At 69.6% G+C, this 12450-nt stretch carries 13 protein-coding genes; 5 read left to right on the top strand and 8 right to left on the bottom strand.

From position 1 onward, the window contains the following. Positions 1 to 11: 11 nt before the first annotated feature. On the top strand, positions 12 to 884 hold the full coding sequence (locus ACWPOC_RS03650) for a 5-oxoprolinase subunit C family protein (RefSeq protein WP_120281285.1): 873 nt from the start codon (positions 12 to 14) through the stop codon (positions 882 to 884). 31 nt (positions 885 to 915) lie between these two features. Here ACWPOC_RS03650 and ACWPOC_RS03645 read toward each other — a convergent pair whose 3' ends face one another. From ACWPOC_RS03645 to carD, 6 genes are all read right to left on the bottom strand, one after another. Then, positions 916 to 1959, bottom strand: coding sequence for an alpha/beta hydrolase (locus ACWPOC_RS03645; protein WP_120281284.1), 1044 nt, complete (start codon positions 1957 to 1959; stop codon positions 916 to 918). Between the two features lie 122 nt (positions 1960 to 2081). Next, on the bottom strand, positions 2082 to 3050 hold the full coding sequence (gene rlmB / locus ACWPOC_RS03640) for a 23S rRNA (guanosine(2251)-2'-O)-methyltransferase RlmB (RefSeq protein ID WP_120281283.1): 969 nt from the start codon (positions 3048 to 3050) through the stop codon (positions 2082 to 2084). Next, on the bottom strand, positions 3050 to 4444 hold the full coding sequence (gene cysS, locus ACWPOC_RS03635; RefSeq protein WP_120281282.1) for a cysteine--tRNA ligase: 1395 nt from the start codon (positions 4442 to 4444) through the stop codon (positions 3050 to 3052). Before cysS ends, rlmB begins: the two co-directional genes overlap by 1 nt. Positions 4445 to 4455: 11 nt before the next feature. Continuing rightward, the gene (gene ispF / locus ACWPOC_RS03630) at positions 4456 to 4932 is read right to left on the bottom strand and encodes a 2-C-methyl-D-erythritol 2,4-cyclodiphosphate synthase (RefSeq protein ID WP_024102859.1); all 477 of its coding nucleotides are present in this window, start codon (positions 4930 to 4932) and stop codon (positions 4456 to 4458) included. Between the two features lie 5 nt (positions 4933 to 4937). Continuing rightward, on the bottom strand, positions 4938 to 5645 hold the full coding sequence (gene ispD, locus ACWPOC_RS03625) for a 2-C-methyl-D-erythritol 4-phosphate cytidylyltransferase (RefSeq protein WP_120281281.1): 708 nt from the start codon (positions 5643 to 5645) through the stop codon (positions 4938 to 4940). Positions 5646 to 5670: 25 nt separating this feature from the next. Then, positions 5671 to 6159, bottom strand: coding sequence for an RNA polymerase-binding transcription factor CarD (gene carD, locus ACWPOC_RS03620; RefSeq protein WP_006550486.1), 489 nt, complete (start codon positions 6157 to 6159; stop codon positions 5671 to 5673). A 276-nt stretch (positions 6160 to 6435) separates the two neighbouring features. Here carD and ACWPOC_RS03615 point away from each other — a divergent pair, with 276 nt between their 5' ends. The 3 genes from ACWPOC_RS03615 to dinB all read left to right on the top strand — a co-directional run bounded on the left by ACWPOC_RS03615 (position 6436) and on the right by dinB (position 9840). Next, positions 6436 to 7068 (top strand): hypothetical protein, encoded by a 633-nt coding sequence (locus ACWPOC_RS03615; protein ID WP_183070634.1) that lies wholly within the window; start codon positions 6436 to 6438, stop codon positions 7066 to 7068. A 91-nt stretch (positions 7069 to 7159) separates the two neighbouring features. Continuing rightward, a complete protein-coding gene (gene radA, locus ACWPOC_RS03610; protein WP_120281279.1) occupies positions 7160 to 8551 on the top strand; it encodes a DNA repair protein RadA in 1392 nt (463 codons plus the stop codon). A gap of 32 nt (positions 8552 to 8583) precedes the next feature. Then, positions 8584 to 9840, top strand: a complete 1257-nt coding sequence (gene dinB, locus ACWPOC_RS03605; protein WP_120281278.1) for a DNA polymerase IV — start codon at positions 8584 to 8586, stop codon at positions 9838 to 9840. A 26-nt stretch (positions 9841 to 9866) separates the two neighbouring features. Here the strand turns inward: dinB and ACWPOC_RS03600 are convergent, their stop codons facing one another. Further along, positions 9867 to 10430 (bottom strand): PaaI family thioesterase, encoded by a 564-nt coding sequence (locus ACWPOC_RS03600; protein ID WP_120281277.1) that lies wholly within the window; start codon positions 10428 to 10430, stop codon positions 9867 to 9869. Positions 10431 to 10523: 93 nt separating this feature from the next. Between ACWPOC_RS03600 and disA the strand changes: the two genes are divergently transcribed. After that, positions 10524 to 11606: a DNA integrity scanning diadenylate cyclase DisA gene (gene disA / locus ACWPOC_RS03595; RefSeq protein ID WP_120281276.1), complete on the top strand. Its 1083-nt coding sequence runs from the start codon at positions 10524 to 10526 to the stop codon at positions 11604 to 11606. Positions 11607 to 11629: 23 nt separating this feature from the next. Here the strand turns inward: disA and ACWPOC_RS03590 are convergent, their stop codons facing one another. Beyond that, complete coding sequence (locus ACWPOC_RS03590; protein ID WP_120281275.1) at positions 11630 to 12373, bottom strand: hypothetical protein; 744 nt, start codon at positions 12371 to 12373, stop codon at positions 11630 to 11632. Positions 12374 to 12450 lie beyond the last annotated feature (77 nt).

Here is a 12450-nt window from a genome sequence, read left to right as displayed (position 1 = left end):
GGTGGGTGAGAATGAACATCGTGGCGTGGTTCGAGGTGCTCTCCGGCGGAATGCTCACGACGGTCCAGGATCGCGGACGTCCCGGTTACGGCTCCTCGGGCCTCACCCGGTCCGGTGCCGCCGACCGGCGCGCACACGACGCCGCGAACCGGCTCGTGGGGAACCAACCGGACGCGGCGACACTCGAGGTGACCGGCGGTGGTCTCGCCGTCCGCAGCGTCGGCGAGACGATCGTGGCCGTGACCGGCGCCCGCGCCGACGTGACCGTGTGCGACCGGCCGGTCGGCGACTGGGCGCGCATCACCCTCCGCAACGACGACGTGCTGCGGATCGGCATCCCGAACGAAGGCCTGCGGACCTACCTCGCGGTACGCGGCGGCATCGACGTGCCGGAGGTGCTCGGCAGCAGATCCACCGACACCCTGTCGCACACCGGACCGTCACCCGTTCGCGCCGGCGACAGTCTGCTCGTCGGGGCGATGTCGGGTCACCTGCCCGACGAGGAGCAGTTCCCACCACCGCCGCCGATCGACGACCCCGTGGAGATCCGGGTACGACCCGGTCCGCGCGACGACTGGTTCACGCCCGGATCACTGCGGGCGCTGTTCCACGAGACATGGACGGTGACACCGGAACTCGACCGGGTGGGCATCAGATTCCACGGTCCCGGCCGACTGCACCGGGCACGACACGAGGAGATGCCCAGCGAGGGCATGGTTCCCGGCTCGCTGCAGATACCGCCGGACGGGCATCCGGTGCTGTTCCTCGTCGACCATCCCGTCACGGGCGGCTATCCGGTGGCCGCGGTGGCGGTCGCCGCCGATCTGCCGGTCGCGGCGCAACTGCGTCCCGGACAGCGGGTGCGGTTCGTGCCGGTGCGCTGATCGTTGCGAGGTGACCGCAGCCGGGTGACCGTCAGGCGCGCGACCGCACGGATGCGTCGTCCTCGTCGGTCGGATCGGCGGCCGTCACCCGCCGTACGAAGGTGATCGCCTCGTCGAGTGCCCGTGGCGCGGGTGGCGAGATGCCGGGCAGGCTGAGATAGCCGTGCACGGTGTCGGGATAGTCGATCTCCGTGACGTCGCCGCCCTTGGCCCGCAATGCTTCGGCGTATCGAACGGCGTTGTCGCGCAACGGGTCGTGCCCCGCGATCTGGACGAGGGCCGGTACTGCGGCACCGGCGAGCGTGCCGCGCAGCGGAGCCGCGGTCGGCGCATACGGATCGGCGCCGGCCAGATACAGACGCACGAACGCCCGCATACCGCGGGAGGTGAGCACGGGAGCGTTCGCGAACTGCCGCTCCGACGGGAACTCCTCCTCCATCTCCGTCGCCGGATAGATCAGCACCTGGCCGACCGGCAACGGACCACCCGAGCGTCCGGCCACATCGGCGACGACCGCAGCGAGGTTACCTCCGGCACTGTCGCCGGCGACCACGACGCGCGACGGATCACCGCCGAGTTCCGCAGCGTGTGCGAGGACCCACCGGAACGCCGCCCAGCAGTCCAGGACCGCTGCCGGATAGGGGTGTTCGGGGGCGAGCCGGTAGTCCACCGACACCACGACGCTCGGGGTCCGCGCGGCGGTGTGGCTCGCCCACCACTCGTTCTGCTCCGGATTGCCGAGCACCCACCCGCCGCCGTGGAACAGAAGCACGACCGGCAGCGGACCGTTCGTCCGCGCCGAGGGCCGGTAGATCCGCAGACGGGTCCGGACCGGGGAGCCCTCGGTGGCGAGATCGTCGATCACCTCGTGCTCGAGATCGACCCATCGGTCCTCGATCCGCACGCCGGGATGCGTCCGCCCCGAGATCAACCGGCCGACCGGGGACGACAGCAGCTTCGCGCGTGCAGCACGACGTGCCGGGATCTCGTCGACGGAGGCGTCGGCGATGGACTTGTTGGCGAAGCGTTCGAGGAAGGCGAACACCTTCGTACGGAACGGCAGGGATGCGACCACGAGGACAGACTAGGCCCTCGCGACCGCGAATCGGACCGACTCGATCAGGCCCGACTGCGGTGCAGTCTTGTCAGACCCGACTGCGGTGCAGTCTTGTCAGACCCGACTGCGGTGCAGTCTTGTCAAACGCGGCGCTGCCGCGCGATGTCGGCGAGCACCACGCCCGCCGCGACGGAGGCGTTGAGCGACTCGACGTCTCCGGCCATCGGAATGGAGAGAACAGCGTCGCAGGTCTCCCGCACCAGGCGCGAGAGCCCCTTGCCCTCCGACCCCACGACCACGACGACGGGATCGGTACCGTCGAAATCGTCGAGGCTGGTGTCGCCACCGGCATCGAGACCGACGACGCGGACACCGCGGGACTGCCAGTCCTTGAGCGTGCGGGTGAGGTTGGTGGCACGCGCGACGGGCAGTCGCGCTGCGGCGCCGGCGCTCGTGCGCCACGCCACGGCCGTCACCGACGCGGAGCGGCGCTGCGGGATGACCACACCGTGCCCGCCGAAGGCCGCGACCGAGCGGATCACCGCACCGAGATTACGCGGATCGGAGATGTTGTCGAGAGCCACGAGCAGCGGACGCTCGTGGTTCTCCGCGGCGCGCGCGAGCAGGTCGTCGGGGTGCGCGTAGCGGTACGGCGGCACCTGCAGACCGATGCCCTGGTGCATCCCGTTCGACGACATCCGGTCGAGCTCGGAACGCGAGACCTCGAGGATCGAGATGCCCATCTCGGCCGAGCGCTGCACGGCTTCCTTGAGCCGCTCGTCGGCCTCGGCGCCGAGGGCGACGTACAGAGCGGTCGCGGGCACACCGGCACGCAGGCACTCGACGACCGGGTTGCGGCCGAGCACCATCTCGGGCCCGTCCTCGGCCTTGCGACCGGCCGCGGGACGACGACCGCCGCCGCGCGGGTCGGCGGCCTTGGCCGCAGCCCGGGCGCGCCGTGCGGCGGGGTGGTAGGGCCGGTCCTCGGCCTTGGGGGTGGCGCCACGCGCTTCGAGCCCGCGTCGCCGCTGTCCGCCGGACCCGACGACCTGACCCTTCTTCGTGCCGCCCTTACGAATAGCGCCGCGACGCTGGGAATTGCCTGCCATCACTGTCCTGCTTTCAGAGACCACTCGGGTCCGTTGGGCGTATCGGTCACTTCGACCCCCGCGGCTGCGAGGCGGTCCCGCACCTCGTCGGCCACCGCCCAGTTCTTCTCGGCCCGGGCGGTCGTGCGGCGTTCGAGATCCGCGCCGACCAGCACGTCGAGTGCCGCGAGTGCGGCCGATCCGGAGTCGTCGGTGGAGCACCAGTGCTCGTCGAGCGGGTCGACACCGAGGATGTCGAGCATGCTCCGGACCTGCGAGGCGATCTGCACGGCCGTGTCGAGATCGCCGTTGTCGAGCGCCTTGTTGCCCTCGCTGCGCTTACGGTGGATCTCGGCGAGCGCCTTGGGGACGCCGAGGTCGTCGTCGAGCGCCTCGGCGAAGGCCTCGGTCCACTCGCCCACGGGCACCTCACCCGCGCGGTCGCGGGTCTTGAGCACGAACGACTCGAGTCCCCGGTACGCGGCGGCCGCTTCAGCGAGCGCGTCGTCGGAGTATTCGAGCATCGAACGGTAGTGGGCGCTGCCGAGGTAGTAGCGCAGTTCCTGCGGCCGGACGCGGGCGAGCACGTTGGGGATCGACAGTACGTTGCCGAGCGACTTCGACATCTTCTCGCCGCCCATCGTCACCCAGCCGTTGTGCAGCCAGTAGCGGGCGAAGCCGTCGCCGGCGGCGCGGGACTGCGCCATCTCGTTCTCGTGGTGCGGGAAGACGAGGTCCATGCCGCCGCAGTGGATGTCGAAGGTGCCGCCGAGATAGAAACCGGCCATCGCGGAGCACTCGAGATGCCAGCCGGGGCGCCCGCGTCCCCACGGGGTGGGCCACGACGGCTCACCGGGTTTCTCGGCCTTCCACAGCGTGAAGTCGCGGGGGTCGCGCTTGCCGAGTCCGGCGCTCTCGCCCTGGTGGACGTCCTCGATGCGGTGTCCGGAGAGAGCACCGTATTCGGGGTAGCTCAGTACGTCGAAGTAGACGTCGCCGTCGGCCGCGTAGGCGTGCCCGGCGTCGATGAGGCGCTGGATGAGTTCGACCATCTGCGTGATGTGGCCGGTCGCGCGAGGTTCCACCGAGGGTGGAAGCACACCGAGCGCGTCGTAGGCGCGGTTGAAGGCCCGCTCGTAGGTCGCGGCCCACTCCCACCACGGCCGACCTGCCTCTGCGGCCTTGCGGAGGATCTTGTCTTCGATGTCTGTGACATTTCTCACAAACAAGACATCGAGACCCTTGGTAGCGAGCCACCGACGGAGCACGTCGAACGCAACGCCGCTGCGTACGTGCCCGATATGGGGTTCGCCTTGGACGGTGGCCCCACACAGGTACACCGAGGCCTGGCCGGGGACCAGCGGTTCGAAATCCCGCACGGCCCGCGATTCGGTGTCGTATAAGCGCAAGGTCACGACCGTCGATCCTACCGCTCGTCCTGCTGGGCCAGGACCAGTGCGGTCGCAACCGCGGCCACACCTTCTCCCCGACCGGTGAGCCCGAGTCCGTCCGTGGTGGTCGCCGACACGGAGACCGGACCGCCGAGCGCCTCGGACAGCACCGCCTGCGCCTCCTCGCGCCGCGGCCCGATCTTGGGGCGGTTCCCGATCACCTGGACAGCGGCATTGCCCACCACCCAGCCGGCATCGTCGAGCAGTCGACGTACCTCGCCGAGCATGGCGACACCGGACGCGCCGGCCATCTCGGGTCGGCCCGTGCCGAAGACCGATCCGAGGTCGCCGAGACCGGCGGCCGAGAGCACCGCATCGCACAGCGCGTGCGCAGCGACGTCCCCGTCGGAGTGACCCGCGCACCCGTCGGCGTCCTCGAACAGCAGACCGGCCATCCAGCACGGCCGTCCGGCCTCCACGGGATGCACGTCCGTTCCGATGCCGACACGCACGATGCTCACATCTCCTTCTCGGTGCGGACGCCGGACGCGAGCACGGTTCGTGCCAACACCAGGTCCAGCGGGGTGGTGATCTTGAAAGCGAGAGGGTCTCCGACGACGGTGGTGATCCGCTCCCCCAGCCGCTCGACGAGTCCCGCGTCGTCGGTCGCGTCGGCGGCGTCGCGGTTGGCCCGCTCGAGCAATTCGACGTCGAATCCCTGCGGCGTCTGCACCGCGCGGAGGGTCGACCGGTCGGGAGTGCCCGTGACGGTCCCGCCGGCGTCGACACTCTTGATGGTGTCGACGACGGGCAGGACGGGGATCACCGCGTCGCTGCCGGCCCGCAACGCGTCGACGACCCGGACGAACAGATCGGCCGGGGTCAGCGCACGCGCGGCGTCGTGGACGAGCACGAAACGCGCTCCCGATGCCGCGGCGAGGCCGGCGCGCACCGAGTCGGCACGCTCGGCTCCGCCCGCCACCACGGTGACCCGGTCGGCGAACGACCCGCCGACGAGCCGGTCCGTGGGCGTGGCCGCCAGTTCGGGTGGCGCCACGATCACCACTCGATCGATGACCGCCGAGGAGAGCATCGCCTCGACCGAGCGGTCGAGCATCGTGCGGCCGTCCAGTTCCACGAACGCCTTGGGCAGTGGTTCTCCCAGGCGAACACCGCGGCCGGCCGCCGGAAGGATTCCGACGACCGGCCCGTTGCGATCGCTCATGTGCAGTTTGCCGATGTCTCGCGCGTCAGGAAGCGGCGGCGAGAACCTCGTCGAGCATGGTCTCCGCCTTGACGTCGTCGGTGCCCTCGGCGAGCGCGAGCTCACCGACGAGGATCTGACGTGCCTTGGCGAGCATCCGCTTCTCACCTGCGGACAGGCCGCGGTCCTGCTCCCGGCGCCACAGGTCGCGCACAACTTCTGCGACCTTGTTGACATCGCCGGAGGCCAGCTTCTCGAGGTTGGCCTTGTACCGCCGTGACCAGTTGGTGGGTTCTTCCGTGTGGGGTGCGCGCAGCACCTGGAAAACCTTGTCGAGGCCTTCCTGCCCGACGACGTCGCGCACTCCGACGTACTCCGCGTTCTCTGCAGGTACCCGGACCGTCAGGTCGCCCTGCGCGACTTTCAGAACCAGATATTCCTTCTGCTCACCCTTGATGGTGCGTGTTTCGATTGCTTCGATCAGCGCCGCACCGTGATGGGGGTATACGACGGTGTCTCCGACCTTGAAAATCATGTGTCCCGTGCCCCTTTCGATTCTCCCAGTTTAACACGTGACCACATCACCCTCCCGTCAACGGTGCAGGTCAGGGGCACCGAGCACTGAGCGTAGGGCTTGACAGGCAGTTCCTTCCGTGTATCGGGTGACCTCCGACACACCCGTCCGTCGGCGCCTGTCGATCTTGTCTTCCGCGCGCGAATCCGCACGACATCCGGCCCCGACGTACACAGCGCACACGGGAACTACTACTCTGCCTAGTGGATTGCGAGCCTTACTCGAGTGGAGGAACCCGTGACTGCTCTCAAAGCGCCGACTCGCCGAGTCGTGACCGCTCTCGCCCTTGCCGCGGGAGCGGCGCTCACGATGTCCGCGTGCAGCGCCGGTCAGATCACCCAGACCTCGACCCAGGTCGCGGCCATCAACGGTTCCAACGTGGACGCCGGCAGCCTCGCGCTGCGCAACGTGCACGTGATCTACCCGGACTCCGAGGAGTACAGCATCGAGCCCGGCGGCACCGCCCAGCTCGGCTTCACGATCGTCAACCTCGACCCGTACGTCGGCGATCAGCTCACCGATATCTCCACCGATTTCGCAGCCTCGGTCACCGGTGCCCGCCTCGAGATTCCGCCCCAGTCCTCCGTGGTCGCCGGTGTCTCCGAGGAGAACGCCGCCCTCGTCGAGGAGGTCGACGAGTCGCCGCGTCCGAACAGCACCGAGGAGACCCCTTCCCCGGCTCCGGCAGAAGTCGTCAACAACGTCGAGCTCGTGAACCTCTCCGAGGGTGTCCGCCCGGGCCTGACCATCCCCGTGACCTTCACGTTCGCCGAGGCCGGCGACGTGACCCTGTCCGTGCCGATCGATGCCGGCCCGGAGCTCCCCCGCGACGAGTCGGAGCTCTCGCCGATCGTGGGCGAAGCACACTAGGACTTTCCTGCAGAAGGGCCCGGTCGAGCACAGCTCGGCCGGGCCCTTTCGCATCCGCTCCGATGTCGGTGCGACCGTCTATCCTCCGGCCGTGGCAAAGACCAAGACCCTCTACCGCTGTTCCGACTGCTCGCACACCGTCGCGAAGTGGGTCGGGCGCTGTCCCGAATGCGGAACGTGGGGGTCGATGGACGAAGCACCCGTCCAGCCGGTCGCGGTCGCCTCGCGGTCGGGTACCTCGCTCGCCCGCGCCGGTGCCGCCGCCGTACTACCGAGCACCCCGGCCATCCCGCTGTCGCAGATCGACGGCAAGTCCACCCACGCGAAGCCCACGGGCATCCCCGAGCTCGACCGCGTCCTCGGTGGCGGTGTCGTCCCTGGTTCGGTCGTCCTGCTCGCCGGCGAACCCGGTGTCGGCAAGTCCACACTGCTCCTCGAGGTGGTGCACCGCTGGGCGTTGCGTGGCGAAGCCGATCGCGCGCTCTACGTCACCGGCGAGGAGTCGGCCGGTCAGGTGCGTTTGCGCGCCGACCGCACCGGCGCCGTGCACGACCGGGTCTACCTCGCCGCCGAGAACGACCTCGCGACGATCTTCGGACACGTCGAGCAGGTCGAACCCACGCTGCTGGTCGTCGACTCCGTCCAGACGATGCTCGCCGCCGACGTCGACGGCGTCACCGGCGGTGTCACGCAGGTCCGCGCGGTCACCAGCGCCCTGACCTCCCTCGCGAAGTCCAGCGGCATCCCGGTGCTGCTCATCGGCCACGTCACCAAGGACGGCGCGGTCGCCGGTCCGCGTTCCCTCGAGCACCTCGTCGACGTGGTGCTGCACTTCGAAGGCGACAAGCACTCCACGCTGCGCATGGTGCGCGGGGTGAAGAACCGGTTCGGGGCCGCCGACGAGGTGGGCTGCTTCGAACTCGCCGAGGACGGGATCGTCGGCGTCAGCGACCCGTCGGGATTGTTCCTGCAGCACCGCGACGAGGCCGTGCCCGGCACCGCCGTCACGGTCACGATGGACGGCAAACGCCCGCTCCTCGGTGAGGTCCAGGCGCTCGTGGTGCCCACGCACAATCCGTCACCGCGACGCGCCGTGAGCGGTCTCGACTCGGCGCGGGTGGCGATGGTGCTCGCGGTGCTCGAGCGTCGCTGCGGGCTCGGCCGGCTCGGCAACTGCGACGTCTACGCCTCCACCGTCGGCGGTATGCGGATCACCGATCCGTCCGCCGACCTCGCGCTCGCGCTCGCAGTCGCCTCGGCCGTGCGCGACCAGCCAGTCCCGGCCGGCACCGTGTTGCTCGGCGAGGTCGGTCTCGCCGGGGAGGTCCGTCGTGTCGTCGGTGCGGGTCGTCGGCTCGCGGAGGCGAACCGGCTCGGCTTCGACCGCGGGGTGGTCCCGCGCGATGTCGAGGGAGTGCCGAAGGGCATGAAGAAGTTCGAGGTGTCCAACGTGGCGCAGGCACTGTCGACGCTCACGCGCTGACCTGCCGAGATGTCGGTGGTCGGTGCGAACATGTGTTCGTGTCCGATGCGACGGTGCTGCATGCCGATCTCGACGCGTTCTACGCGTCGGTGGAGCAGCGCGACGATCCGTGGCTGCGCGGTAAACCGATCGTAGTGGGTGGGGGCGTCGTGCTCGCGGCGAGCTACGAGGCCAAGGCCCACGGCATCGTCACCGCGATGTCGGGCCGGGCCGCCCACGCCCTGTGCCCGGGACTGATCTCGGTGCCTCCCCGCATGGAGGCCTATGCGCAGGCGTCCCGCGACGTGTTCGCGATCTTCGATCGCACCACACCCATCGTGGAGGGGATCTCCATCGACGAGGCGTTCCTCGACGTCTCCGGTCTCGGGCGCATCGCCGGCAGACCCGTCGATATCGCCGCACGTCTGCGCTGCACGGTCGCCGAGGAGGTGGGGCTGCCGATCACCGTCGGGGTCGCACGCACCAAGTTCCTCGCCAAGGTCGCGAGCGGGGTGGCCAAGCCCGACGGCATACTCCTCGTTCCTCCGCACGCCGAACTCGAGTTCCTCCATCCGTTGCCGGTGGAGCGGTTGTGGGGCGTCGGCACGGTGACGGCGGCGAAGTTGCACGCACACGGTCTACGAACCGTGGCCGATGTCGCCGCCCACTCCGAGTCCGATCTCGTCTCGCTCCTCGGACGCGCGGCGGGACGCCACCTGCACGCGCTCGCGATCGGCCACGATCCGCGTCCGGTCCGGCATCGGCGGCGCAGTTCGATGGGCGCGCAGCACGCGCTCGGCCGCGGGCCGCACAGCATCGAGTCGGTCGGCGAGACGCTGCAACTGCTCGTCGACCGCGTGGGCCGGCGGATGCGCCGGGCCGGACGCCTCGGCCGCACGGTGGTCCTGCGGATGCGCTTCGCCGACTACAACCGCGCGACCCGCTCGCACACGCTGCCCGGGGCCACCGCACGCACCGATCTGCTGTCGGCGGCGTCGCGCGACCTGCTCGAGCAGACCCGGCCGCTCATCGCCGAGCGCGGCCTCACCCTCATCGGGATCGCGGTGACGAATCTCGTCGGCGAAGGCGTCGAACAACTCGAGCTGCCGTTCGACGAGCCGGTCGAGGCCGCCGGGGACGGTACCGGAGACATGCGAACGCAGCACCGCGCCGTCGCCCGGCATGCCCTCGATGCCGTCCTGGACGATCTGCACTCCCGCTACGGCGCGGGCGCGGTCACGTCCGCGGCATTGCTCGGACGCGACCACCGGCCGGGTGTTCCGTTGCTCCCCGACGCCTCTGAGGCCTGAACAAGAAAGCCTGAACGGCAGAGATCTCAGACAGCGGAGATGTCGTGCTCGCTCTGCGGGATGCCGTCGGCGTAGTCGCGACCCTTCGCGAAGTGCTCGTGTCCGACGACGACGAACAGCCCGACCGACGACGCCACCACGACGTCCGGGTCGGCCAGCGGACCGTCGACGATGCGTGCCTCCGCGCTGGTGTAGACCTTGCGCCGCACCGTGCCGTCGACACGGGCGCGGAACTCGAGCACCGAACCCAGCGGGATGGGACGAGCGAAGTCCGTCTCGAAGTGCCCGGTGACGACGGCGGTCCGCAGGGCGGCGTTGCACGCCATTCCCTGTACCTCGTCGAAGGCCGTCATGAGGATGCCGCCGTGGATGAATCCCGGTCCGCCCTGGTAGCGCGTGGCGACGTCGAGACGGCCGAGCACCTCGAGACCCTCGCCGACGGTGAACTCCATCGCGAGACCGTGGGGCTGGTCGTCACCACACCCGAAGCACTTGTTCCAGTGCTGCGGTACCGGCGCACCCGGGCCGGGATGATCTTCCGGCAGATCGGGAACGACGAGGTCGTCGGGCAGAGTCCAGGTGCTGCGCATGAGCAAGTAATGTAGTTGCGCGGTCGGGGCGCCGATCAGGGAGTCCGCGCATTGTGACGACGACCGCAGACCGCACAGGGGAAGGAAGTCCAGATGACCGAGTCGGCGCCGGCATCGACGCTGAGCGACACCATCGCTCGTCTGGCGCCCGGCACCGCATTACGCGACGGTCTCGAACGTATCCTCCGTGGCCGGACGGGCGGCCTGATCGTCCTCGGTTTCGACGACACGGTCGCCGAGCTGTGCGACGGGGGCTTCGAACTCGACGTCGAGTTCGCCCCCACCCGGCTCCGGGAGCTGTCGAAGATGGACGGCGCCGTGGTCGTGTCCACCGACGGTTCGCGCATCGTGCGTGCCAACGTGCAGCTCGTCCCCGATCCGAGCATTCCCACCGTGGAGTCCGGTACCCGGCACCGCGCCGCGGAACGTACCGCGATCCAGACCGGATATCCGGTGGTCTCGGTCAGCCAGTCGATGAGCATCGTCAGCGTGTACGTCGACGGTCGCCGCCACGTCATCAACGACTCCGCGACCATCCTGTCGCGGGCCAACCAGGCCGTCGCGACACTCGAGCGCTACAAGGCCCGCCTCGACGAGGTGACCCGGCAGTTGTCCGTGGTCGAGATCGAGGACATCGTCACGCTGCGCGATGCGCTCACCGTGGCGCAGCGGCTCGAGATGATGCACCGCCTGTCCGTGGAGATCGAGCAGGACGTGCTCGAACTCGGAACCGACGGTCGCCAGCTGGCCCTCCAGCTCGAAGAACTCGTCGGCGACAATCAGCTCGCCCGGCAGCTCATCGTGCGCGACTACCTTGCGGGCGAGCACGTCCCCACCCAGCAGGAGGTCGAGCAGGCTCTCGAGCGTCTCGCACACCTGACCGACGTCGACCTGCTCGATCTGACCAGCCTTGCCCGCGCCTTCGGCTATTCGGGCACCATCGAGGCCCTCGACACCTCGATGAGCCCGCGCGGCTATCGCGTGCTCCATCGGGTGCCGCGCCTGCAGACCCGGCAGATCAACCGGCTCGTGGGTGCGTTCGGCACGCTGCAGGGCCTGCTCGCGGCCACCGCTGCCGATCTCCAGGCGGTCGACGGGGTCGGCGCCCTGTGGGCCCGGTACATCCGCGAGGGACTGTCGCGCCTCGCCGAAGCCGCGATCAACCACTACGACTGAACAGCGCTCGGACGAGCAGCAGATCAGGGCGTGATGTTGAACGGCTCGGGCACGCTGCGCAGGCCGCCGAGCTGCCCGACCACGGTGTATGCGCCGGGGCCCACCGGTTCGCGCGGCGCCTGGCAGCCGGGCTCGGAGGTCGTCGCCGACCACTTGACGGAATAGGCCGCCTGGTCGCCCGGAGCGAGCGACCGGATGTCGGCGGTCGATTCGGGGAAGCAGTCGGTGTTGGCCCAGAGCCGCTCGTTGCCGTCGAGGCTGTAGACGAGCACCTGCTGCAGGCCCGCACCGAGGTCGCGTTCGCACTGCGATGTGCCGATGTTCGTGATGACGATCGTGAAATCGGGTTCGGAACCGACCCGGTAGTTCGGCTCGTCCGCCGTCACCCGCACGGCGAGCGACTGATCGGAGCACTGCCCCGGCGGAACCGGAGCAGCGGAGGTGGTGGCGGACGTGGACGTGTCGTCCTCGTCCGCGTCGTCCGAGGCCGATCCCTCCGCTCCACCCGATCCGGACGAACCCGAGGATCCACCGCTCCGGGTGGTGCTCGCGGATGCCGCGTCGGCGGACGCATCGGCCGCCGTCGTGGTGGCGGAGGTCGTCACCTCCGCTGCTGCGGGTTCGGGATTCTGATCGGGGTCCTCGCCGCCGGTCAGCGCCACTACGAGCCAGATGACCAGAGCCAGCACGACCACCGAGACTCCGATCGCGAGAATGCGTCGTCGCCAGTAGATCTCGGGGGGCAGAGGACCGGTCGGTTCAAGCACGCCCCCCACGGTATGTGCCGCGGGGGGCGCACGGCTACACCGCCGTCGGCGTGTCGCTGTGACCTGCGGTCACATCG

This window comes from Rhodococcus sp. 5G237 (genome assembly GCF_053764735.1).
The sequence above is the reverse complement of the archived record's forward strand: the minus strand, read 5'-3'. Positions and strand labels throughout refer to the sequence as shown.